Genomic DNA, 24,340 nt, shown 5'->3' with positions numbered 1-24,340 from the left:
TGTTACAGCAAAAAGTCGGCGCTGGTGATACGGCGCCAGCGCGTTGCTTGCTCTGCACTACCTTCGGGTCGCCTTCAGGAGCTTTTCTTAAAAACGTTCATTCTCGCGCAAAAAGCGCCACTGCCCCAGCGACAAATCGCCCAGACGCACACGGCCGATACGCACACGTTTTAAGCCGGTGACACGCAGCCCCACCAGCTCGCACATGCGGCGAATCTGTCGCTTGCGGCCTTCTTTGAGAACAAAACACAGTTGATCCTCATTGGCCCAGCGCACCTGTGCCGGGCGCAATTGTTTACCGTCCAGTTCCAGGCCGTGATTGAGCAGTGCCAGATCATGGCTATCGAGCGGACCTTCCACACGCACCAGATATTCTTTTTCCACGGTGGAATCATCGCCAATGAGTTGGCGCGCCACACGGCCATCCTGCGTGAGCACCAGCAACCCGGTGGAATCAATATCCAGCCGGCCCGCCGGAGCGAGGCCTTTCATGTGCGCTAGCTGAAAGCGCTGCGTGCTGCCCGCCGCCTGCGTCTTGGCTGAAATCAGCGAGGAAGCCGGCTGATGGCCGTCTTCGGCCTGCCCTGAAACATAACTCATCGGCTTGTGCAGCAGAATCGTGACCTGTCGCGCTTGCGTGGCGCGCGCTTCTGCCGCAAGGGTAATTACTGCGTCCGGCATGGCGCGCGTGCCAAGTTGCGTTATCCGCTCGCCATTCACAAACACCAGCCCACGCTCAATGTAAGCGTCCGCCTCGCGCCGCGAACACAAGCTGCGCTCGGCCATTAGTTTGGAAATGCGGCTACCTTGCGTATCATTCATGGTTGCTCATTCTATCCTGCCGCCATGCTCAGTTATCGCCACGCCTATCACGCCGGCAGTCACGCCGATGTTTTAAAACATCTGGTACTCATGCTGTGCATGCAGCACATGAACAGTAAAGACAAGCCCTACACGGTGATCGACACGCATGCCGGTGCAGGGCTTTACGTGCTGGATAGCGAGCAGGCCAAGCGCACGGGTGAATTTATCAACGGCATTGGCCGGTTATGGCCGCGCACCGATTTACCCGCGCCGCTGGCGCAATTCATGACAAGCATCAAGGCACTCAATCAAAGTGGCCAGTTGCGCCGCTACCCCGGCTCGCCCTGGCTGATTGATCACCTTGCGCGGCCCATTGACCGGCTGCGGTTTTGTGAGCTGCACCCGACCGATTTTGCCTTGCTGCGCCGACAATACAAAGAAGCGGGCCGCCGGGTAATGGTTGCACAGGCCGATGGGTTTGAGGTGCTCAAGGCCAGCCTGCCCCCGCCTTCGCGGCGCGCTCTGGTGCTGATTGATCCCTCCTATGAAATCAAGAGCGATTATCTGAAAGTAGTCGCCGCGACCAAGGATGGATTAAAACGCTTTGCCACCGGCACCCTGCTGGTGTGGCACCCGCTGATGCCACTGATTGAAGCGAATCAACTACCCGATAAACTCAAAAAATCGGGTGCCACGCACTGGGTGCACGCCACATTGAGCGTATGCGCCACATCCACACAGGGGCGGGGCATGCACGGTAGCGGCATGTTCATCATCAATCCGCCATGGACGCTCGCAGCAGAGCTCAAAGCCACGCTGCCCTATCTGGCGCAAACTCTGGGCTTAGATAGCCACGCTTCTTGGAAGGTGGATGAAATTGAGCAAAAAGCCTTAAAGCCTGGCGACGCATGAATGGCTTAATGCCGTAAAAGTTCGCGAGTAGGCAAGCACACCACGAGGGTACTTGCCAGGCGCCCTCAAACGTTAAAAATATCCATTTGCCGTGGAATCACGTCGTTGCACACGACGATATATTTTTCACGGATGCTCAACGCCTCGCCCTTGCGCGCCAAGCGGTAACGGTAATGGCCAAAAAACATATCCGTGCGCTTTTCCTCGTGCTTGTAGGTGTTGACCTGGAAATTCGCGGTGACAATCACCTCGGTCGCAGCAACAGAGCGTACCCGCACGTTCGTCACCAAATGGCGCGTCCGTGGCAGACGCAGCAGGGATGACGATAAACCTGATTCGATACGCCACACACGATCTGCCATGCGGTCGCGATGGCCACAATAAATCAGCGAGATTTCACTCTGCGGATCATCAATCAGCACGTGATCATCATCCCATGAAGGCGCCCAATAGACGGCATCTTCTTCATACAGGGCCAGCCAATCCTGCCAGCGCCGCTCATCCAGACAATCCGCCTCCTCCAGCAATAACTCGTTGATTGCTTCACTCAAACTACGTTCAACCCGTTCAACCTGCATTTGCAACACCCTCCTCGCGACGCATCCCTTCACTGAGCAACTTCAACCACTGGCGATATTCGCCGTGATACAGCGTCTCATCCGCCACATTCGGGGCACTGACATCCGGCGCAAACCCGAGTTCTTGCGCCAGAGCATCCGCCCCCATGACGCGCCGCTTCATGCCCCGATCAAAATCCTGCCATGGCGCACTGCGCACTGCGGCATAGCCATTTTGACACGCATCGAATTCAGTCAAATCATCCGGTGTCGCAATGCCGCTGGCACCATAAAAATCTTCATATTGCCGCACGCGCCGCTCGCGCGCCTTGGCCGATTCACCCTTCGGGGCAACACAGTAGGCATGCACTTCTGTCTGGTCAGTCGCAATCGGCCGCCAGGAGCGCAGCTGGGTGGAAATACCATCGAACAAAATTACATTGGGATAGATCAGCACCTGGCGCAGGCGTTTGGCCATCCAGGTGGCCTGCAGTGGCCCGACACGCTCTTCCAGGGCATCGTAATCCATCCCCAGTGCACGATCGCGAAAATTAGGGACATCAATCCAGATCATGACATGGCCATTACCCAGATCGTAATTGCCATTGCCGATGTCACCCAGGCTCACCTGAATCGCCTTGACCTTGTCTTCGCCACTGGCCGCAGCAGCCTGCTGAGCACGCAACTTTGCCAAGCGGAAATAAGACGCATGGACAATATCCACGTGATAGCCATCCACCCCGTTTTCTGCCTGCATTTTCCAGTTGCCGCGGTGGGTATACACCGAATGACCGCGGAGCACTTCAAGGCCTTCCGCTGACTGATTCGCAAAAAGTTCCAGAAACGGCGCAGCACCGGCCAGGTGGGTTTTGATGTCCGGCACATCCGGGTTAAGACTCGCAAAAATAAAGCCGTGATAACTGGCCACATGCGGCACAGGCGTTAAGCTGTGATCCTGCTTTTGCCAGTGGTCAGGATAAGCTCCTGAGGCTTCATCTTTCACGTTCAGTAACTCACCCTGGTTGTTGTAAACCCAGCCGTGATAAGAGCAAACCCAGCCTTTGGCGCTGCCCTTGTCTTTGCGGCACACCATGGCACCGCGATGCGAGCACGCATTGATAAAACCACGCAATTGGCCATCTGCGCCACGGCTGATAATGACCGGCTGGCGCCCAATCACCGTCGTCACAAAATCATTCGGGTTGGGTATCTGGCTCTCATGGCCGATATAGATCCATGTCGCCTCCCACACATGTTTGAGTTCCAGTTCAAACAGTTCCGGATCGGTATAGACCGAGCGATGCACCTTGAAGGTCTCACCCGGCACATCAACAATGCGTGCGGCAATATCTTGCACCGACAGACCTGCGGATGATTTTGCTTGTGGCGGTGCGCCTGAAGTGCGGAATGCTGTATTCCTATCGTGACGATCATTCATGCCTCTCTCCTCATTTTTTACAAATGTTTTTTTGACTTTAGCAGAATCAAAGCCTCAATTGAATGCACTTTACTCAAAAAACGGGTCGGACCGTATGAAAGCCCTGACCAACCCGCTAAAATAGGCTGCTTTCCCCGCATGAGAAAGTGCGGATGGGGCTTGAAACATCATTATTCAGCCCCACGTAGCCAAAGTTTAGTCAGGAGACCCTTCATGCAAGACACGCCAAACTCACAAACGAACAACTCAAACGAGCCTCTCGAGAAAATCGATGCAAGCGCCGTATCACCAGCACCAGCGCGTTGCGTCCCTTCGGGAACTTTTCACGATGAAGCGCACAACACCGAAACATCCTCAATAGACACTATGCCCAGCCTGGAAGAACTACTGCGTCAGGCTGAGCTCACGTCCGCCGAACACCATGACGCATGGCTGCGCGCCAAGGCGGAAACCGAAAATGTACGCCGCCGCGCGCTGGAAGACGTTGCCCGCGCCGGCAAGTTTGCTGTGGAAAAATTCGCCACCGAATTGCTCGCCGTCAAAGACAGCCTGGAAGCGGCGCTGGCCAATGAAAACCAAAATGCAGAAAACCTCAAGGCCGGGGTTGAGCTCACGTTAAAGCAACTCTCCGCTGCGTTTGAAAAATCCCATCTGGTTGAAATTTCGCCACTCGGCGAAAAATTTGACCCACATAAACACCAGGCCATCAGCCAAACCGAGGCCGAAGGCGAGCCCAATCAGGTGCTCTCCGTCTTGCAAAAAGGCTACACCCTGCATGATCGCGTAATTCGTCCGGCACTGGTCATCGTTTCCAAAGCCAAATAACTCAGTGAAATAGCTCAAAACAATCATGCAGCGGCTTGAATTCAAGCCTGACATCCCCATAACAAAACAAGAGCAATTTTTTAAGCTTTCACATTTTTAATAAAGGAAAAATCATGGGAAAAATTATCGGTATCGACCTTGGCACTACCAACTCTTGCGTCGCGATCATGGAAGGCGGCAAGCCTAAAGTCATCGAAAACGCCGAGGGTGCGCGCACCACCCCGTCCATCGTGGCCTATGCCGATGACGGCGAAATTCTCTGCGGTGCCGCTGCCAAACGCCAGGCGGTAACCAACGCCAAGAACACGCTGTACGCCGTCAAACGATTGATCGGACGCCGTTTCGAAGAGAAAGAAGTACAAAAAGATATCGACATGATGCCCTTCAAGATTGTCAAGGCCGACAATGGCGACGCCTGGGTAGAAGTGCGTGGCAACAAAATGGCACCGCAACAGGTATCCGCCGAAGTGTTGCGCAAGATGAAGAAAACCGCTGAAGATTATCTCGGCGAAGAAGTCACCGAAGCCGTCATCACCGTGCCCGCTTATTTCAACGACAGCCAGCGCCAGGCCACGAAAGATGCCGGCCGCATCGCTGGCCTGGACGTTAAACGCATCATCAACGAACCGACTGCTGCTGCGCTGGCCTTCGGCATGGACAAGCAGGAAGGCGACCGCAAGATTGCCGTGTATGACCTGGGCGGCGGTACCTTCGACATCTCCATCATCGAAATTGCCGCACTCGATGGCGAGCACCAGTTTGAAGTGCTCTCCACCAATGGCGACACCTTCCTCGGCGGTGAAGATTTCGACCAGCGCCTGATTGATTACGTGGTCACCGAATTCAAGAAAGAACAAGGCGTCGATTTGAAGAACGACGTGCTCGCACTGCAGCGTCTGAAAGATGCCGCCGAAAAAGCCAAGATCGAGCTTTCCTCCAGCCAGCAGACTGAAATCAACCTGCCTTACATCACGGCAGACGCTTCGGGGCCGAAACATCTGGCACTGAAAATCACCCGCGCAAAATTTGAATCGCTGGTCGAAGACCTGATCGAACGCAGCATCGCCCCCTGCCGCCTTGCCGTCAAAGACGCTGGCGTCAGCATGAGTGATATCACCGACGTCATTCTCGTCGGCGGCATGACGCGCATGCCCAAGGTGCAGGACAAGGTCAAGGAATTCTTCGGCAAAGAGCCGCGCCGTGACGTGAACCCCGATGAAGCCGTGGCCGTTGGCGCTGCCATTCAAGGGGGAGTGCTGCAAGGCGAAGTCAAAGACGTGCTGCTGCTCGACGTGACTCCGCTCTCGCTCGGCATTGAAACCATGGGCGGCGTGATGACCAAGCTCATCACCAAAAACACCACCATCCCAACCAAGGCCAGCCAGATATTTTCGACCGCTGACGACAACCAGAATGCCGTGACCATCCATGTGCTGCAAGGTGAACGTGAAATGTCTGCAGGTAACAAGAGCCTCGGCCAGTTCAACCTGTCCGACATCCCGCCCGCACCGCGCGGCATGCCGCAGATCGAAGTCACTTTTGACATCGACGCCAACGGCATTTTGCATGTATCGGCCAAGGACAAAGGTACTGGCAAGGAAAACAAGATCACCATCAAGGCGAACTCGGGCTTGTCTGAAGAAGAAATTCAGCGCATGGTAAAAGACGCAGAAGCCCACGCCGAAGAAGACCACAAGGCCCGCGAAATGGTCGACGCCCGTAATCAGTGCGATGCCATGGTGCATTCCATCAAGAAGTCTCTCGCCGAGCATGGCGACAAACTGAGTGCGGAAGAAAAAGCTGCGATTGAAGCCGCCATAAGTGAGGCCGAAACCGCGCTGCAAGGCACCGACAAAGCAGCCATCGAAGCCAAGACGAAAGCCCTGACCGATGCATCAATGAAACTCGGCGAAAAAGTTTACGCTGAATCCCAGGCGGCAGCTGGTGCTGCCGGTGCCGGAGGCGCCGCCGATGCAGGCGCTGGCCAAGCCAAGGCGGACGAAGGCGACGTGGTCGATGCTGAATTCACCGAAGTAAAGGATAAGAAGTAAAACCTCGGCAGAAAATTAAATAATCCCCTCGGGCCGCTTGCCATTTTGGCTGCGGCCCGTTCTGCTTGGCTCTGACAACTCTGAACAATCATGGCAAAACGCGACTTTTACGAAATTCTTGGCGTCAATCGCGACGCTTCCAATGAAGACATCAAAAAGGCCTACCGCAAGCTGGCCATGAAACACCACCCGGACCGCAATCCGGATAATCCCAAAGCGGAAGGACTCTTCAAGGAAGCCAAGGAAGCCTACGAGATTCTTTCCGACGAACAAAAACGCGCGGCTTACGATCAATACGGCCACGCGGGCGTTGACCCGCAAGCCCGTAGCGGCGGTGGCGGATTTGGCGATGCCTTTTCGGACATCTTTGGCGACATTTTCGGTGGGGGTGGGGGCAGTCGTTCCAGCGTCTATCGTGGTGCCGACCTGCGCTATAACCTGGAAATCTCACTGGAAGACGCCGCCCACGGAAGCGAGACCCGCATCCGCATTCCCACCATGGCCGAATGCGAAGTGTGCGAAGGCAGTGGCGCTAAAAAAGGCACGCAGCCAAAAACCTGCCCCACTTGCGCGGGACACGGCCAGGTACGCATGCAACAAGGTTTTTTCTCGGTGCAGCAAACCTGCCCCAAATGCCACGGCACCGGCCGCTATATCCCCGAACCGTGCACCACGTGCCATGGCGCTGGCCGCATCAAGCAGCACAAAACGCTCTCCGTCAAAATTCCCGCCGGTGTTGATGAAGGCGATCGTATCCGGCTCTCCGGCGAAGGCGAAGCTGGCGTTAATGGCGGCCCGGCGGGCGACCTTTACGTGCAGATTCACCTCAAGCCGCACGCCGTCTTTCAGCGTGAGCACGACGACCTGCACTGTGAAATGCCGGTGAGCTTCACCACCGCAGCACTCGGCGGCGAAATCAAAGTGCCCACGCTGGATGGCGCAGCCCATCTGAAAATTCCCGCCGGCAGTCAAACCGGCAAAGCCTTTCGCCTGCGCGGCAAAGGCGTCAAGGGCGTGCGCTCGCACACCCAGGGCGACTTGCTCTGCCATGTCGTGATTGAGACCCCCGTGAACCTCACCGAACGGCAAAAAGAACTGCTGCGTGAATTCGAGGAAATCAGCCAGGGCGACGCCGGCCGCAACAACCCCAAAGCCCAGAGCTGGCTGGAGCGGGTGAAGGAGTTTTTTAGCGACTGATGCACCTGATGGCGCCGGACGAAAAACTGGCGCTGACGGTGAGGCCTGATATGGGCTGCGGCACGGCGTTGAACGCCGTGCCGCAGCGGCCGGCTAGAACATGCCGAAGGCGGCCCGCTCGGAAACCGCCGTCTCGGAGCTGGTCAGGAACTGCAGCACCACCGGCTGGCCGCGTGTCTCGGTCACCTCGCGTGCTCGCTTGAAAGCGGCGCCGATCTCGGCAGGATCCTCGATGGTCTCGGCATGGGCACCCAGTTCCCGCGACACTCCGGCGTAGTCGCCGCCCAGATCACGTGTGCGGTAGAGCTCGTGCGAGCGGGCCATCGATTGCGTCTCCACCGCCATGGTCGAGTTCTTCAGCACCACGGTGATGGTCGGGATGCTGCAGCGCACGGCGGTCTCGATGTCGAGGCCGACCATGCCGAAGGCGGCGTCACCCATGAAGTTCATGCAAACCTTCTCGGGATGCACCAGCTTGGCGCCCATGATGAGACCGAGGCCGCTGCCCAGCGCGTGCGATTTGCCCCACGACAGGTAGCCGCCGGGCGCCGCCCGGTAGAACGGCGTCAGCTGGTCGCGCGGGCTACCGGCGTCATGAGTGACAATGGCATCGCGCGGCGGAATCGCCTTCATGCACTCGGCGATCACCCGGTACGGCGTCATGGGTTTCTCGTTGTTCTCCAGCTTGTGCGCCCAGGCTGCCAGCCAGTCGGCCCGCCGCCTGGCGAGCGTCGCGCGCAGCCCCTCGCGCGGCCGCGGCTTGCCGCCGGTGAGGTCGCGCAAGCAGGCCAGCAGGTCGTCCAGTACCAGCGCGGCATCGCCGACCACGGCTTCTTCCACCGCGTACTCGCGGGCGATGTCGTCGTGGGCGTTGGTGATCTGCAGCACCGGTATGCCGGCCGGAATCTTCACCGTCATGTAGTGGCGCGACAGGCTGCTGCCCACGCCAAGCACCAGGTCGGCCTCCTTCAATGTGTCCACCAGCACGCCGGGCAGGCCGACACCGCCGGTGCCGAGCGCCAGCGCATGGTCTTCCGGAAAGGTGCCCTTGCCCAGCAGCGTGGTGGCCACTGGCAGGTCCAGCCATTCGGCCAGCGCCACCAGCTGCGCCGTGGCGCCGGCGTAGTGCACGCCCTGACCGGCCAGCACCACCGGCCGCTTGGCCGCCAGCAGGCGTTTGGCGACACGCTCGATGTCAGCGCTGTGACCGCGGCTGCGCACTGGCGGCAGCAGGTTGAGCGGCGCCGGCGGCTCGCTCAGCTCCTGCGTCGCGACGTCCCATGGCACTTCCACCAGCGCCGGCCCGCGACGCCCCTGGCGCAGCGCGACGAACGCCCGGCGCAGGCTGTCACTCAGCCGTTCCGGCACGTTGAGGGTTTCGTACAGCTTGGTTACCGACGGCAGGCTGAGGGCGGGGTCGAAATAACCCGGCACGCCCTGTTTCGGGCGCGGATGGCCAAGCGGCAGCAGCAGCACCGGCGAGCTATCCGAGTAAGCGGTGGTGATGCCGGCGAAGGCATTCTCGACGCCCGGCCCGAACTGCATGGCGAACACCGCCGTCTCGGCGCCGGCGCTGGCGCGGGCAATGCCGTCGGCAATACCGACGCCGACCCGTTCCTGGCGGCAGATGATGGGCCGCATGCCAGCGTTGGCCATGGCCTCGATCACCGGACTGGTCGGAAAGCAGACAAAGCGCGTTACGCCAGTTTCGCGCAGCAGCTGCGCCATGGCATCAACAGTGTTCATGTAAATATCTCCTCGGGATGTTGTTGTGATGTAACTGCAACTATAGCAATAGTACCTGTGTATTTGTGCGAGCAAGGCAAGGCACGGTCCATCTGTGCGGAGCCGGGTTCAAACAAACGGTCGGCGTTGAGCGCTTCCTGCGTGAATGCGACGGTTTACGGCGATATTCTTACTTTCTTCGCCGTATCACCAGCGCCGACTTTTATTGCAATCGCAACATTTCATCTATTGCTGCGTACAACTGCCTCGCCAGTCAATGCGGCGTCTGTAGTAAATCACCATACTGCAAGGGCATGCGCTCGCACACCCAGGGCAGCGCCGGACGAAAAGTTATGCGAAGCGGTATCTTTGAATCTGACCGCAGGGAATGTTGGAACATTGGAATCCGCTTTCGGACTCTTTTGTGCAGCGCCGTCCCTGGACGGTCGGACGGCGGTCTGTGCCCTCACCCAGGGAAATGCGCCGCCATCCTGTCAAGGCCGACTTGGGCTCCAGCATCGCTACGCCATATTGGGGAATCACGTACTTTTGGTATCTTTGCTGCCCTTACGGATTTAGCGTGTTGACGAATTGATCGGCAGCGATGATGGGACAGATAAATCGGCCGGTGAGGCTCGGCAAATCCTGGTCACCGGTAACCAGGTATTCCGCCTTGCCCGCGATGGCGAGTTGCAGAAAAGGCAAGTCGAACGGGTCTCGGCAGACAGGTGTTGCAGGTAGCTTGGCGGGCATGCGCACCGTGATGCAGCAGGGTAGATAGTCGGCCAGCAGCTCTTGCCGATCTTCGGCAGAGAGCTTGAATTTTGGATACGCGAGTACGCGTATAAGCTCGGCGGCGGTGACGCTTGAAACCAGCGGCTGACAGCGAGCGCCTTGCCATGCATGGCGCAGTGGGGCCAACCTCCCCTGGGCAAACACCAACGCAGACAACACCAGATTCGTGTCGATCACGACGCGCGGTATCCGGGGTGAACGGGGCATTACTTGCGCGGCTTTTTAGTGGCAGGCGATTTTCGCACCCACGCGACCGCATCGGCGATGTCCTGCTCGCTCAAGTCCAGTTCGGCCAGTTTGGCGCGCACGGCACCGCCGCGCTGAATGCGCACCGGAGTCAGCACGATCTGGCCGTTGCGGGCTTCCACCTCGAAGTATTCCACCGGGCCAACGGCGGCGGTCACACTCTTGGGCAGCGTGAGCTGATTTTTCGAGGTCATTTTGGCAAGCATGACAAACCTCCAATTCACCAAAGTAAGGAATCCTTACTTTATGCTCTTGGCCGCAAATAATCAAGCAGCGGGTTGTTGCCAAAGCTGCGCGCCTTGGCCAGGTTCAATAGCTGGCATGAATCGACGCGACCAAGCCCGCAGTGACGCCACCGCCTCCAGATACGGACGCATCACATTGGTCACGCGGTTGAATAATCGCGCCATGTCCCTTATAGTGCGCTCAACAACCTGACCGGCAAGGTGGTGAAACATGACTGACTCTCGTATCACACTTGATTCCAGCAAACGTGGCGGGCGTCCCTGCATCCGCAATCTGCGCATCAGCGTTTATGACGTGCTGGAGATGCTTGCCGAAGGCATGAACGAAGCAGACATCATCGAAGACTTCCCTGAACTTGAGCCTGCGGATATCCGCGCCTGCCTCGCCTTTGCCGCAGACCGCGAACACAACCTGTACACCGTGGCCGTGTGATGAAACTGCTGCTCGACGAAAATCTGTCGAGGCGCATCGTCCCCTTCCTGCAAACCGCCTTCCCTGGCTCTTCACAAGTTGCCTTGCTTGGGTTGGAAGGCGCAAACGATTCTGAAATCTGGCAATACGCGAAAGACAACAGCTTCGTGATCGTCAGCCGTGATTCTGATTTTCAGGAACGCTCACTTGTCGCGGGCCACCCGCCCCAAGTTGTTTGGCTCAAAATCCCGAATCGCTCCAAAACGGTCGTGCTCAACATCCTGCTGGATCACCACAAAGAAATCGAGCATGCATTGACAGAGCAGAATCTCGCTTGCGTCGAACTTAGCCACCACGATCAATAGCTATTCTCCCCCTCCCTTCATCAACAACAGACCGCTCTCGCCGGGTGAGAAAACATTGCTAGCGAACTTGTGAGATATCGGCCAGGCCATCTCGATACCGTGATAGCCACGCGCTGCATCGAAAGCGGTTTCAGCCTGCTCTACAGCGGCCGCGATTTTGATCCCTTCGTCGAGCATCTTGGCCTCATCTCTGCACTGACCAATAAATAGTTTTGCGGGTGTTACCTGCGTGGCGGTGAAGGCGTTTTTAGCGAGTGAGCGCGTCAGACGAAAAGTCGGCGCTGGTGAGACGGCGGCCTGCGCCATTGCCCAGGGAGTGCAATGCTATCTAACAGCCGCCATATGAGCATAAATGCACCGGGCATATCTTCGCTTCCTTTTATATTTTCTCAACTGATCGTAATTCAGTGTGGCGCTTTACTTCCTTTGTTTCACAAAATGATTGAATATAAAAGGTTCTAGCGACATAATGCTGCCCTACCATGCCTGATTCAAATAAACCCTCCTTCTCGTTTCATATTGATGGTGGCACGCCTGATGAGCATGCCGTACCGGCGGTGATACTCGTCCAGATTTTGGAGAATGCCCAGCGCGCCTTCGAACTGATCGGGGTACATGTTGAGGGTCGCGGCATCAAGGAACGTGCGCGGGTTTCTGCGGCCACCAGCCAGCGGTTCCAGCTCGTTTGCCAACTGCCCGAGTCCGGTAGTTATGCCATGCCTGTAACAATCGGCGGAGCAGGTGAACTCGTTGTTGCAGACTTGGCAGATAAAGCATTCGGCATCTTTCGTGGGATTATGGAACACGTGTCCGCACGGAGCACGGTGGGCTTGGCATCAGCCCTGCCCGATGAGCGCATTCGCCGCCGCGTGTTGGAAGCCGTCAAAGGCATGGCCCCCCGGGCGGACGCCAAATGGAAATTGAGCCTGCACGACGACCGCGACGTTTCCTTCGCCACCTTCGATGTCGAGACCATCCCATTCGTGGAAGAAACGCTGGTTCCCGTTGAACAGCGCGAGGCGGCACGCGTCGTCACCGGTGAATTGAAAAGCATCGACTTCACTGAACGCAAGGTCACCATCATCTACCCGCCCACCAGCAAAGAGTTGGCGTGCATCTACGAAGAAGCCGTCGAAGACCTGCTCTATGAAAAGCGGCGCGACCTGATCCAGGTCACAGGCCGTGTGCTGCTGGACGACCAAGGCGCACCCAAGCAGATCATCGACGTGACCGACATCCGCGATCTCGACCTCTCCACGCTGGCGCTCGACACCGTCCGGCATAGTGGCCTTACCCTCAAGGCCGCGCCCACTCTTAGCTTCGAACCCACGCTGGATGAAAGCAAGCAACTCTTGTGTATCGAACACGGCGAACTGGGCATCGACGTTTACGCCCCCACCCGCGAAACCTTGCTTGCCGAACTGCACGAGCAACTGGCGATGCTCTGGCGGGAATACGCCCAAGCTTCTGATGATGAGTTGGATGCACCTGCCCGCCTGTTGAAGCAGGCCTTGCGGACTCGATTCACCGAGGCCGTTCATGCCGCGTAAGCAAAGCGATGTGGAAAAAAGCCTTGAAGCAAAAGGCTTCCAACGCGCCAAGGGCGACCACAACTTTTTTCACTATCACTCCAAGGCGGGGAAAAAATCGCGCGTCTTCACCAAGACCAGTCACGGTGCGCGCGAGATTGACGACAACCTGCTCTCGCAGATGGCCAGGCAATGCAAACTAAGCAATAAAGATTTCGGCCTGCTGATCGATTGCCCGCTGGATCGGGATAGCTACGAGGCCAAGCTCATTGCGCAAGGAGCGGTCGAAGGGCTGACCGCTTGATCGAACGGCCTTTGTACTTGCCGTACAAGGACACTCCCATTTGACCTCCAACGGAAGGGCATTACAACCAGGTCAATCGAATCGCGAACGTTCCTCGTCGATTTCCTCGCGCTCTATATTCCGATCCAAGCACTCAATCTCAGCCTCGATCCACTGCGTTATCTCGATCTCAAAACCACCCGCCAGCCATCGACGAAACTTCTCTCGCTTTCGCTTCAGGTAGGCGCTTGTTGGGCCAGTCCACCCTCCGGAGTGAAAGGTCGCACTGATGCCACTTCGCACACCGTCGAACTGTCCGTATCTGTACAACAATTCTCGAGTCAATCGGCCGCCATGTTCGTCATCAAGCGTTCGGGGTGCTGCATGAGCCATTAGCCCTGCTCTGTGCTCGGGGTCTTCTTCAATCCATTCGAGGATTTCGGGAACCGGCAGATCAGCAATTGCTCCTCTCGGGTCTTCTTCATCGAATCCGGATAGGCCACCCTTGAGCCACTGAAAAAGATCATCGCGCCATTTTGGAAGCGATTCTTCAAAGTGCATTTCCACAATATCCCACGCCCCGGCTGGGTCAGCTAATACGAGCTCGTTTGCAAGAGGCACGACGTTGGAGTCGTAGCTCAAGCGGTAGGCCTTGCCCATTTCGGTAAGCAAAGCATCCAGCAGGGGTAGTGTGCGACTCGCGTCCCACTTGATCAGTTTCGAACAGACATTCTTCCAGTAGTAGCCTCGCATCGCGTCCCGGTTTTCCTCATCCGGAACGGATTTAGACACCACATCGAACACGAAGCCTGAATTGAACGGCGAGGAATCGTTAAACGGGATCGAGTCCAGCAGTTCGACCAATAAAACCAGCGAGTCCTGAGCATCGTCCTCACTCAATTGGCGAAGCAGACGCCCCGTTCTTTCTGGTGGAACCGATTCGATAGCCCTCCCAAACCGCAGCACCGTGAACAGTAGTGGGTCGATCCATTTCTTCTCTTGTGCATCCAGGCACTGCGCGAACAGCTCATCGTCATAGTCGGTGCGAAGTGCGATAGTTGCACCCAGCCAAGCAGTGCTCTGCACACCCATGAAACCCCTGACCGTGGAAAGATAGAACTCGGGATCGCTCGCCCGTACTGCTGATAGGTAGCCATGCAGACACACATGGTGTTTTGTTTCCAAGGTCAGACGAGTGAGGGGCTGCAGGAACGCTCGCGTCGCATCATTCAGCGCAATCTGCTCGCCGAAATGCCATAGTGTAGGAGCGTTCTTTGCAGGCGAAAGTAGATGCTGAATCTGGCTCAACCTCTCGGGGTGCTGTGCTATGCGGCGCGCCAGAGCGTTGACAAGAATCTTGGCGCGATTCTTGGGCTTGTTATGCCGTTCGCGAAAGTCCTCGTCCCATTCCATCCAGTCCACATCAATTACGTAGCACTGGAACCGGCTCGCCAAGTCACGCCTTGTATAGCGACGCTCAAAGCTTTGTAGTCTCTTTACGATTTCCGGATGTTGGCCATCATCCTCATACTTTTGCCAGTGCCAGAAGAAGCGATTCAATTTTTCTGGCGGCATCGTACTGTCGTCCACAAGGACACTCAGTACCTGGAATGCCAGCTCAGTGCATGGTGGTGTTCTGATCTGCTGCTCTACGGCCTCCAGCAATGCCTGGCAGACCTCAGCACGCAAAGAGGGCGGCCAGGTTTGTGTCTCATCGACCAAGGCCTGAAAGTAAATCAACTTGGCTTGCCACAAGTCGCCGTAAGTCGCGGGAATCCAAAGCTTGGCTCTTTCCTTCAATCCTTGATACTCAGCCCCGACAATCCGAAATCCCATGCCACGACTGTCTAACGCGGCATCCATCGCCTTGAGTCCAAGACGGCGCTCCTCGTCCCCGGAAGCACGGAGCAGCCTTAGCATTGCCGGAAGTCTGGCTTCAGGAGTTGATTCCGTTGCGGCTGCTTCAGGGCCAATTCGAAACAACCCAATCAAAGTGCCCGTGGAATTGTTGGAGAAGTTGGCATTTTCGTTGGTAGCGAATCGGACTAGCACCTGGATTGCCCTAACCGTAAGGGTTGGCCAAACCGCGATTTTTTCAAGCGCCCATACAAGACTCTGCCGATCCTGCTTCAAGTCCAAGAGCTCTTGATCCGTCCACTTGCCAATCGTAGCTTCCAGAAGCCTCAGTACAACAGCCGGATTGGCTTCGGCCAGGATAGAAAGAAATCGAGAACCTTTCGCCGACGTTAGTGCTGCGCGCTCGGAGAAAAAACCATCCGGTCTAAGGATATCGTCAATGACGTGAGCCGTTGCGTCTCCTGCAAACTTGAACATGTTCATGAACCAGGCGTGCAAGGACTCTGGCATGTCCTTGAAGGTCTGCGTAAAGTCAAAACCGCGCCCATAGCGCTCCCAGAACTGCTTCCACAAGTAGATGTGGAGGGCTTTGGGCACGAAGAAGAGCGTCCTGCTTCCCTGGAGTACCTTTTTTGCACGAAGGCCTTGAACGATTTCTTGAAATCGAGCCCATCCAATCGTCGGATCCACTTTTTGAATCAGTTTGGCGATGTATGCAGCTTCATCTCCTACTGGGGTTTCATAGCCAAATCGGCTGAACAAGGCCATGTGTTGGGTCACACAGTCAATCTGCCTTGCGGAACTCTCGTCTCGGCTACTGTAGCCATGAATAAATCTCGCCCAGATTGGTACTGTGGATGGTGGTTTCAGGATGTCGTCTGGGTTTGCCCGCAGGTTGTCCGCAACCGCCTGTGCAACTCGTGGAGAGCCTTCGCAGATTGCGACCCAACGATCAAGCTCGCGTGATTCGCCGACGCGGCTGACAAGTATCTTCTTGATGGTTTCGTCAGACAGACTCGGGGCGTGGAGTCGTTCAATTTCCTCGTCGTGGGTTTCGTCTCTCCCGTGATCCAGCGACACAATCTTCAGGCTGCCGCAACGCGGCTTCAAGTGCTTCCAAATTTCTGACAGCTCGGACTCTGGGAGCTCGTCGATGATCAGTACGAGCGGTTTGTCATAGCCTGTTTTCAGCAACTGGCGGAAGAGTCGTGTCTGTCCAAACTGTGAGCCGTGCTGTATGTACAGCACGTAGGGTGCGATGTTCTCGTCTTTAACGGACTCAAGGACAATGCGTGTCTTCCCCAGGCCAGGCTCTCCAAGGACACGGATATGTTTGGTCTCGCCCTGCAGCCCCGCCCGAATCCGAGCAATCATTTGAGACTGTTCGGGAGATGCCTCAAAGACATTCGCCATATGTGCGTCACGCTGCCATTCTTCCAGTATCCAGGCTTCCTGAATTGGGTCGACTGCAAGCAAGGACGCAGTCCCGGGATAGCGCTCAGAAAAATCCGAAACCTGACTCGCACCAAGGACTTCGATCAGCTCTTCGTACCCCCCGAATCCCACCTCCGCCAGCACCACAGCAATCTGTTGCCGCGAATCATTGCGCTGTTCCGGGGTCATGTCATGGCCTGTGCAAAGCAGCGTATAGCGCCCACCACGGCGAATAAGGCGCTCAACCTCGGAGTACAGTTTCCCTCTACTGTCTAGCAGTTCGCCACGGATAGAACTCGGCGTCCAAGGTTTGAAAGACGTTCCCGACTTGATCTGGAATCCGGTGAGTCCGGTCTGAAAAATGCAATCCGTCGGAATCGTGGGTCCGGGGGGCACATTGACCTCCGCGTCAATGCCGCCATCCGCGATCGTGAGCCGACTAGAGATCGTCAATACAGTTGGCCTCAGCTTGGCGTAGCCGCATTCAGATCGGAGAATGGCGCGCATCACGACCACGGCGCGCTCGGGGGTGAGCGCGGTTACCGCTGCGATTGGTACATCTAAGAGATTGTTCATGTAAATAGGGGGCCCATTGATTGTTGCAGATCAGAAACGGTCTGGGTGGCTCACGAGGCCTTTAACTTCAGAAGGCATAGTAGTGAGACGCTACCGTACAGAAGTATGAACGTCCAGTTCTGGCCGATAGTTACAGTTGGGTGATGGCTCCGGAAAGCAGACATCGACAACTGTCTGCGTTTTCTTGTCACAGTCTGCTTCGGCCGAATTGGGATGTCCAAGCTAAGAGATCTAAGCGGCGTCACGCCGAAACCAGCGACCTCCTGACCACTCATCCCACGTTCACCGGCACCAGCACCATCGTGTCGTTGCCGAAGATGTCGATGACTTTCACGGCGACGGTGTAGCGGCCGGCCTGGGTGTAGGTGTGGGGTGCGGAGATGAATTCCAGGTCGCGGTTCTTGCGGGTGCGGAAGCTTTGCCATTCGTTTTCGAAAATGTAGCTGCCGGTCCAGCGTTCTTCGAATTCGGTGGGGGATTCTGTCGGGACGGGCGGCTTTGCACTTCCCGAAAGCGGGTTCAAACCTTCGGGCGGCTTTGCACTTCCTTCGGGCGCATCGGCGGCCTGTTTTTCCGTCCCGGCGTCCTTGGCTACCTTGATGATTTCACGGCGCGACATGTAGTCGAAGTCCACCGCCCAGTAGTCCACCCAGTCGGTCCAGTTTTTCGTTAGCGTCTCGCGCGTGACGATGCCGTCCTTGTTTTTGCTCACCTTGATGAGTTGGCCCTGTTCGCACACGACCTGGCTTTTGCCGTCTTTGAGGCTTGCGGCGGCGGCTTCTGCTGCGCCTTGGGTGTAATAAACGGAGAAGTCGGTCAGTTCGATTTGCAGGGTGAACTTGTCCTTCTTGTTGTAGCGCGGGGTGGCTTCGATGAAGCTGATGTCGAAAAACACCACCTGGCCTTTTTCTACCGCGCGCTTGTCGAACACTTCGGGTGGAATCTGCTTCGGCGTGAGGTCGATGCCCTTTTGCCTGGCCTCGTCGAGCACTGCGGGGAATAGTCCCATTTCGAACTCAAAGGCGAGCATGTCCACGCGCGAAGCGCCGCGCTTGCGGCATTCGGTGATGACTTCTTCGACGAACAGCCGACCCACGGGCAGGTTGATCGGGCCGATGACCACCAGCCGCCCGGCGTTCTTGCCGTGGAAGAAAGGCTCGCCTTCCAGCGGCTCGGCGCGATACGCGCGCAGGATCAGGTCGCGGAACTCGCGTTCCTTTTGCGCCAGTGCTTGTTCTTTCTGTTTGCCGCTGAGCCGCCCGCCGACATTCAGATACGCCTGCCGCTCATAGCGGCCAAGGTTCAGCACCTCGAAAGCACGGAAGGATTTGCCCGCGTCTTTAGCCTCGCGCTGCACCTGAATCATTCGCTTGCGTGTGGTGTGAATGGCGAACTTGCCGAGGTCGGTGCAAATCCACTTGCGACCGAGCTTTTCCGCGACCGCCGCCGTGGTGCCAGAGCCGACAAAAAAATCGGCGACGAGATCGCCTTCGTTGCTGCTGGCTTTGATAATACGTTCGAGCAGGGCTTCGGGTTTTTGAGTTTTGTAGCCAGCTGCTTCTTTAGAACCACCTGCCAAATACGCAATATCGCTCCAATTGTCACTCAGGGGAACACCCAGCATCTCGTCGAGGAACATGATGCGGCATCGTTTGATTGGGTTCCCATCTTTTCCAAGCTTTATTCGCCCGTGGCTATCAGGAACTTCCGTTTGCGGTGCATTCCACAGCGCCTCCATGTTTTCTGGCGTTGCCCGCCAGCGTGCGACAGTGCCGTGAAAATCAAAAAATTTCATCGATCCCCGAGGATCGAGCATGTTTTCTGCTTTGTAGTAACGACCGGACGGTAGCTTGCGCCACTCAGCATCAATGTACTCCGCCGAGTAAGGCACGTATTGAATATTGAGATGAGCTTTCTCTGAGCGCGCGAAATACATGATGCAGTCTTTGACCTTTCCGAACTGATCTGTCGCATCGTTGTGTGACGCTGCGCGCACCCATGTAATCTCATTCCGATAATTCGACTTCCCGAATACTTCCTCCATGACAAGACGAACACTGCTGTTTAGGCGCGAGTCCACATGCACATAAATGCTCCCATCCTCCGCCAGCAAATCCCGCATCAGAATCAGCCGCTCGTAAATCATAGCGATGAACGAATCCGCCCCGCGCCCCCAGGTGTCGCGGTAGGCGATCTGCTCCAGCAGGTTCGGTTCCTTGTGGAAGGTCTCGCCGCCGATCTCGATATCCATCGAGAAATCCGCGCCGACATCGAACGGCGGGTCGATGTAGATGAGCTTGAGGCCGCCCGCATCCTCGATCTGGCGGCGCAGCGCGCCGCTCTTGAGGCTGGAGAGAATCAGCTTGTTGTCGCCCCAGATGAGCTTGTTGGTCCAGCCCTTGAGCTGGCGGCCGCGCGTGTCGAACAAATCGCTCTGAATCTCCGGCGCTTCCTTGCGCGGCTCGTCCACGTGCTCCAGGCTTTGAAACGGCAGCACGGTGGTGCACACGTCGCGGGTCTTGCCGTTCCACACCAGTTCCACCTCGCGCTTGTCCTCGAACAGGATGAAGCGGTATTTCTCCGGCAGCGGACGGCCCTGCTGGATAAGCTGGGTCAGGTCGCGCTTTTCGGCGTCTGAAAGTTCGTAGGCTTCTTTGGGAATTTTTGCCATAGCTTTAATGAATTGTGAATTTTGAATTACGAATAGGGAAAAGAATTCCGAATTTAGAATTTTGAATGGTGAAATGTATGGTCATTTTTGAGCCTCAATAAATTCGTAATTCACTTTTCACTATTCTTTCTCGTGTTTTTAGTGATGGCTGTGAGAATCGCGATGAGTTGGTTGGCTTCATCCAGCAATTCTGCCAAGCGGGGTTCGGGTACTATTTCCGATGCCGAGAGCAGGCGCAGCCAGTAGTGCGTTTCGCGCGCTTCTTTGCATGCGATGGAAAGCTTGCTCACAAAATCTGCCCGGCTTTGGCCGGCCTGCCCCTCTTCAACGTTTGCGCCAATAGACGTGCCCGACCGGAGGAGTTGATTAGCCATTGTCCGGCTCACCCCCGGTGTCTGATCCAACACCTGGCACAGCTTCACCACACGCCGCGCAAATTCAAACGTCCGTTCGGGCAAATCCCTTTTCACCATCCCCACTTCGTTATTCATAATTCGTAATTCTTACTTCAGTTTCTTGCGCGCGACGGCTTCGGGGAGTTGCTTGTAGTTTTCTTTGCTGGCAATACGCTTGCCGGATTTTTTCTCCAGGTCGCCCCGTGCTCGCCCTGCTACTGCGCCGCCTTTCGAGGCCGCATCGCGGTTTTCGATATAGCCCTGCGCATCTTTATTGCGCGCAATCTCGGTGGTGGAAGCTTCACCCAGCATGGTGAAGATCAGTTCCAGATCGTTCATGTGGTCGCGCAGATTGTCCGCCGGCTTGTCCAGGTTTTTGAATGCCTTGTATTCCGCTGGCGTCATGCCGAAAGTGGCGCGGCTGATTTCAGAAGTGAGAATGGCGTATTCGCGCTGTTCCTTCACGCCGCGTTTTTGCCATTCGTTGGTCAATTCGTCGCGGATGGCGATGCCGCGCACGCGCTTTTCGATCCATTCGTCGCTGTAACCCTTGGCTTTATAAAGCTCGCGCATCCGTGCGGCGGCCAACTCCGGGTTTTCGATTTCTTCGAGTCGTTCGTAACCCACCTTGGCCAGCCAGCGCTTGAAGGGTTCTGCCTTGGGCGAGGGAATGGACTGGATGAGCCGGAGTAATTGTTCGGTATCCGCCACATCGGTAAGCCGTTGCTTGCCATCTGGTGCAGTCATTTTCAAAGCGTTACAGTTTGTAACGGTTTCATTGCCCTCGGCCAACAGCCGTTTTTTAAGCACCCGCCAATAGACTTGGGGATTCTGGCTGTCCGTCAAGGCCGCGACAACGTCCACGACAGCGAACAACCAGTGCTGCGCCCCGTCGTCCCAGATTGAACGGATATGTTTCGATTCGAACAGCTTGATGTTACTCATGGCATCATCCCTTCGGATATTCGGTAAAGCTCGCGGCGAGTCCCGCAAAAGTCTGCGGCGGGTTGCGCTCGTAGCCTGCTTGATCCACATACACGAATCGGTAAGCCGGCCCGCTCTCGGCCTGGCTGGCGCTTGTGGCATCCTCACACCACTGGCGCAGGCGGGTCATTTTCTGGGGCAGATCGCGTTCTTCGCGGCCTTTGGTTTCGACGATCCAGACCGTGCCGTCGGTCGTTTTTATGAGGAAGTCGGGCACATAGTTCGAAAGATCGCCATCGGCCTTGACGTAGTCGATCTTGAAACCGACCGCGAGATAGTTCTTGGCAAACGATGCGACATCCGGTGCGGCGTCGAGAAAGCCGGCGAAGGCCAGCTCGAAGCCGCCGGCGTTCGGCTCGCCGACAATCTTGCTGAACAGCGATTTCTTCGGCGCGAGGTAGGGCCGGTTTTCGGTGCGGAAGGGGCGCGTGTCGCGCAAACGGATGCGGTCTTCGATGCGCACCGAGCCGGTATCCTGGATGGTGAGCGCGTTGATGGCGGCCTTGAATGAGTCGAACAGAATCTTCCCGGCCTCGGGTTCGGAGAGGTTGCGCAGCACCACCGGGTCTTCGAGATTGACCGGCGAGGTTGCGAACAGATGCCCGGCCATGAATGCCTTCACCTTGGGATAAAGGATGTCGTAGCCACCGACGAGGCGCAGCTCCTTGAGTAGTTGCCGCGCGAAAAATCCCACCACCGAGCGGTAGTCAGCGGGGCCGGCACCGTCGAGCTGGATGGTGTGATGCACTTCGGCGTCGAGCATGGTCTTGAAGACGATCTCGCGGGTTTGCTCTGGCGTGAAGGGCTTGAGCGGAAGTTTGGCATTGCCAAGTTTCGCCGGGTCGAGCGCATCGAGGTCTTTGTATTCGCGATTGAAGCGCCGTGTGAGCCGGGGCAGCTCGATGTCCAGCGCGTCGATGTCCTTGTCGGCATCCTGCGCGTCTACCTCGACAATGAGCGACTCCTTGCGGCCGGTGCCCGGCCCCATCGGCACATGCTCGAAGGTGACGCCCTCGCTCTGGATGGACTCGACGAATTCCATGAAGGCGGGCGTGCCCATGACCGAGACCGTTTCGGGCATGTCCGAACCAAAGTACATGCGGCGTAAACCCCGCCCCAACGTTTGTTCGGGAAGGATGTTGGATTGCGCGGCGTAAGCGCGCAGGCCGACGATGGTGGTGACATTGCGCACGTCCCAGCCTTCCTTGAGCATCAAGACGGAGACAATGGCCTTGTGCGGTGAGGCCCATGTGTCGATGCTGTTGGCTTCCTTGCGCAGCTTTTCAAGTTCATCCTTGTTCTTGCCCGAGGCAGCTTCCGAAATCTCGCCGTTGTTTTTGGTGTGGATGACGAGCACACCCCCTTCCAGTTCGGGGCAAATTTTCTCCAGATGGGAGCCAACCTCGTCGCAGTTGCGGGTGTCGTCCACCATCACGAACAGCACCGCTTTCTTGCCCAGCGCCTGGTGCTCGGCATAGCTTTTGCGCCATTCTTCGATGCCGAGTTGCAGGTAGTCCGCGTAACGCTCGGTGAAAATCGCGCTCTTGTGCTCTTGCAATCGCGTACGGCTGGCAACATCCGGCAACACCGGGTGTTTGACGACATCCTGATGGATGGCCTCGACCAGCGGATAGTCAGCAACTGTCTGCACGAAGATCGCGCCGTTGTTGTGCCGTGGCGTGGCGGTCACATCCACCTGCAAGGCGAGACGGCCGTCTTTCTGCAGCATGCGGTGATGAATGTCCTGGATGCTTTTGAACCAGGCCATGCGCGGGTCGTGGATATGGTGCGCTTCATCGTTGAACACGGCCAGTTCGTCGATCTCGCGGACGATCTCGCCCAGATCGGTTTTGCTGTCGGTGGTTTTGCCGACCGGCTTCGCGCCGAAGGGCGAAAGGAAGTAGTCGCGCAAATCGTCATCTTCGAGAGACGGCTCGCGCACGTCGCCGAGATAGACGCGGTGGATGTTGGTGAGAAACAGGTTGCCCGTATCGCGCACCACGCGCACGTCATCCTGAATATGCAGCGTGAGCTGGAAGTCGTCGCGCCAGTTGCGGCCCGCGTGGCCGTTATCCGGCAGGATCGGGTCGTTGAAAAAAATACGCAGACCGTCAAAGTCCGCGCGCAGGCGATCCAGCACAATGATGTTGGGCGCAATCAAGAGGAAGTTGCGTGCCAGGGTCGAATCCGGTTCGTAGCGCTTGTGAAAAAAGCTCCACGCAATGAGCAGCGACAGCACTTTGGTCTTGCCCGCTCCGGTAGCCATTTTCACGACATAGCGCGGCCAGTCTTCGTCGAAATCGCCCGGCGATATCTCTTTCAAAGACGAAAATCGCAGCAGATCAAATTTATCCTGAACCTTACGCACATCATGCAGCCAGATCACCGTTTCCACTGCTTCGCGCTGCGCGAAGTAATAGCGGAACGGCGACAGCGCGCCATCGGCCTGCTCGACCAGATGCTCGGTCTCGAACCACCAGTTCAGCAGCGCGCGCGATGTCTCCGAAGCACCCGCATAACCCGCGCTCCGCCACGCCGACACCTCGCCGCGAATAGTGGCGACCAGCGGCGGCAGCAGCTTTGCATAGGACTTTCTAAGCTCTTCGGCCGCCGGGAACCAGCGTTGTTCCGGGAGTAATTCGGCATAGGGGGATTTCGGGAATTCGGGATGTAGCGCCATGGGTTAGCAGATGATCTGTTTGCAAAGTGATGCCAACCTTCCTTCGCACTGCGCGCAAGAAGATGTGTCAACCAAGAGGCATTGTAGCTTTCCAAGGTAAGAAATGAAGCAAGATTGCCGGGGCTGCTATCCCTTATTTTCATCATCCTTCTGGCCACACCGCACGGCATGAAATACTTTGAGCGCTTCGCGGATGGGATCATTTGCGACAATACGTTGCCGTGTCGCTAGCGCCGACTTTATTTCATCGCGGCATCCCGGCCTTGCTTCATCCAAGGTGAAAAGACACCCACAGTTATCTGTCCGTATTATCATTGCCTATGCGAACAGATAACCTTGCGTTCAAGCGGAACACCGCA

General features: G+C 56.8%; 20 protein-coding genes. 8 read left to right on the top strand and 12 right to left on the bottom strand.

The genetic code is table 11. From position 1 onward, the window contains the following. Positions 1-87: 87 nt before the first annotated feature. Entirely contained in the window at positions 88-822 is a 735-nt protein-coding gene (locus PG1C_RS05785; RefSeq protein WP_237218304.1) for a pseudouridine synthase, read from the bottom strand. Here PG1C_RS05785 and PG1C_RS05780 point away from each other — a divergent pair. Continuing rightward, positions 808-1,716 carry a 23S rRNA (adenine(2030)-N(6))-methyltransferase RlmJ gene (locus tag PG1C_RS05780; RefSeq protein WP_348539352.1) on the top strand — a complete coding sequence of 303 codons (909 nt, stop codon included), beginning with the start codon at positions 808-810 and terminating at the stop codon, positions 1,714-1,716. The genes PG1C_RS05785 and PG1C_RS05780 overlap by 15 nt on opposite strands. Positions 1,717-1,781: 65 nt before the next feature. Here the strand turns inward: PG1C_RS05780 and PG1C_RS05775 are convergent, their stop codons facing one another. Together PG1C_RS05775 and PG1C_RS05770 are read right to left on the bottom strand one after the other, a co-directional pair. After that, a complete protein-coding gene (locus tag PG1C_RS05775; protein ID WP_202636447.1) occupies positions 1,782-2,294 on the bottom strand; it encodes an aromatic-ring-hydroxylating dioxygenase subunit beta in 513 nt (170 codons plus the stop codon). Then, positions 2,284-3,711 (bottom strand): aromatic ring-hydroxylating oxygenase subunit alpha, encoded by a 1,428-nt coding sequence (locus PG1C_RS05770; protein WP_202636446.1) that lies wholly within the window; start codon positions 3,709-3,711, stop codon positions 2,284-2,286. Before PG1C_RS05770 ends, PG1C_RS05775 begins: the two co-directional genes overlap by 11 nt. A 213-nt stretch (positions 3,712-3,924) precedes the next feature. Here PG1C_RS05770 and grpE point away from each other — a divergent pair, with 213 nt between their 5' ends. The 3 genes from grpE (at position 3,925) to dnaJ (ending at position 7,784) form a co-directional block, all read left to right on the top strand. Then, positions 3,925-4,536: a nucleotide exchange factor GrpE gene (gene grpE, locus PG1C_RS05765; protein WP_202636445.1), complete on the top strand. Its 612-nt coding sequence runs from the start codon at positions 3,925-3,927 to the stop codon at positions 4,534-4,536. A gap of 113 nt (positions 4,537-4,649) precedes the next feature. Next, entirely contained in the window at positions 4,650-6,587 is a 1,938-nt protein-coding gene (dnaK, locus tag PG1C_RS05760) for a molecular chaperone DnaK (protein WP_202636444.1), read from the top strand. Between the two features lie 90 nt (positions 6,588-6,677). Continuing rightward, positions 6,678-7,784 (top strand): molecular chaperone DnaJ, encoded by a 1,107-nt coding sequence (gene dnaJ, locus PG1C_RS05755; protein WP_202636443.1) that lies wholly within the window; start codon positions 6,678-6,680, stop codon positions 7,782-7,784. A 93-nt stretch (positions 7,785-7,877) separates the two neighbouring features. Here dnaJ and PG1C_RS05750 read toward each other — a convergent pair whose 3' ends face one another. From PG1C_RS05750 to PG1C_RS05740, 3 genes are all read right to left on the bottom strand, one after another. Beyond that, a complete protein-coding gene (locus tag PG1C_RS05750; RefSeq protein WP_202636442.1) occupies positions 7,878-9,530 on the bottom strand; it encodes a thiamine pyrophosphate-requiring protein in 1,653 nt (550 codons plus the stop codon). Positions 9,531-10,076: 546 nt separating this feature from the next. After that, a complete protein-coding gene (locus PG1C_RS05745) occupies positions 10,077-10,511 on the bottom strand; it encodes a putative toxin-antitoxin system toxin component, PIN family (protein WP_237218303.1) in 435 nt (144 codons plus the stop codon). Beyond that, the gene (locus tag PG1C_RS05740; protein WP_202636441.1) at positions 10,511-10,756 is read right to left on the bottom strand and encodes an AbrB/MazE/SpoVT family DNA-binding domain-containing protein; all 246 of its coding nucleotides are present in this window, start codon (positions 10,754-10,756) and stop codon (positions 10,511-10,513) included. Before PG1C_RS05740 ends, PG1C_RS05745 begins: the two co-directional genes overlap by 1 nt. 250 nt (positions 10,757-11,006) lie before the next feature. Here PG1C_RS05740 and PG1C_RS05735 point away from each other — a divergent pair, with 250 nt between their 5' ends. Together PG1C_RS05735 and PG1C_RS05730 are read left to right on the top strand one after the other, a co-directional pair. Beyond that, a complete protein-coding gene (locus PG1C_RS05735) occupies positions 11,007-11,228 on the top strand; it encodes a DUF433 domain-containing protein (RefSeq protein WP_202636440.1) in 222 nt (73 codons plus the stop codon). After that, positions 11,228-11,572, top strand: a complete 345-nt coding sequence (locus PG1C_RS05730) for a DUF5615 family PIN-like protein (protein ID WP_202636439.1) — start codon at positions 11,228-11,230, stop codon at positions 11,570-11,572. The genes PG1C_RS05735 and PG1C_RS05730 overlap by 1 nt, the downstream gene beginning before the upstream one ends. Here the strand turns inward: PG1C_RS05730 and PG1C_RS05725 are convergent, their stop codons facing one another. Beyond that, positions 11,573-11,878 (bottom strand): hypothetical protein, encoded by a 306-nt coding sequence (locus tag PG1C_RS05725; protein WP_202636438.1) that lies wholly within the window; start codon positions 11,876-11,878, stop codon positions 11,573-11,575. A gap of 176 nt (positions 11,879-12,054) precedes the next feature. On the opposite strand from PG1C_RS05725, the gene PG1C_RS05720 reads away from it, so the two are divergent. Both PG1C_RS05720 and PG1C_RS05715 read left to right on the top strand, forming a co-directional pair. Then, on the top strand, positions 12,055-13,122 hold the full coding sequence (locus tag PG1C_RS05720; protein WP_202636437.1) for a hypothetical protein: 1,068 nt from the start codon (positions 12,055-12,057) through the stop codon (positions 13,120-13,122). Beyond that, complete coding sequence (locus tag PG1C_RS05715) at positions 13,112-13,405, top strand: type II toxin-antitoxin system HicA family toxin (RefSeq protein WP_202636436.1); 294 nt, start codon at positions 13,112-13,114, stop codon at positions 13,403-13,405. The genes PG1C_RS05720 and PG1C_RS05715 overlap by 11 nt, the downstream gene beginning before the upstream one ends. A gap of 72 nt (positions 13,406-13,477) precedes the next feature. On the opposite strand, the gene PG1C_RS05710 is transcribed toward PG1C_RS05715, so the two are convergent. The 5 genes from PG1C_RS05710 to PG1C_RS05690 form a co-directional block, all read right to left on the bottom strand. Continuing rightward, positions 13,478-17,251 (bottom strand): P-loop NTPase family protein, encoded by a 3,774-nt coding sequence (locus PG1C_RS05710; protein WP_202636435.1) that lies wholly within the window; start codon positions 17,249-17,251, stop codon positions 13,478-13,480. A 271-nt stretch (positions 17,252-17,522) separates the two neighbouring features. Continuing rightward, complete coding sequence (locus PG1C_RS05705) at positions 17,523-19,922, bottom strand: DNA methyltransferase (RefSeq protein ID WP_202636434.1); 2,400 nt, start codon at positions 19,920-19,922, stop codon at positions 17,523-17,525. A 110-nt stretch (positions 19,923-20,032) separates the two neighbouring features. Further along, the gene (locus PG1C_RS05700) at positions 20,033-20,413 is read right to left on the bottom strand and encodes a four helix bundle protein (protein ID WP_202636433.1); all 381 of its coding nucleotides are present in this window, start codon (positions 20,411-20,413) and stop codon (positions 20,033-20,035) included. A gap of 12 nt (positions 20,414-20,425) precedes the next feature. Next, the gene (locus PG1C_RS05695) at positions 20,426-21,262 is read right to left on the bottom strand and encodes a BRO-N domain-containing protein (protein ID WP_202636432.1); all 837 of its coding nucleotides are present in this window, start codon (positions 21,260-21,262) and stop codon (positions 20,426-20,428) included. Between the two features lie 4 nt (positions 21,263-21,266). Further along, positions 21,267-23,981, bottom strand: a complete 2,715-nt coding sequence (locus PG1C_RS05690) for a DEAD/DEAH box helicase family protein (protein ID WP_202636431.1) — start codon at positions 23,979-23,981, stop codon at positions 21,267-21,269. Positions 23,982-24,340: the final 359 nt, after the last annotated feature.

This window comes from Rugosibacter aromaticivorans (assembly GCF_000934545.1).
Classification (GTDB): Bacteria; Pseudomonadota; Gammaproteobacteria; order Burkholderiales; family Rhodocyclaceae; genus Rugosibacter; species Rugosibacter aromaticivorans.
Note: the sequence above shows the minus strand (reverse complement) of the source record. Positions and strands in the feature narration are given on the sequence as shown.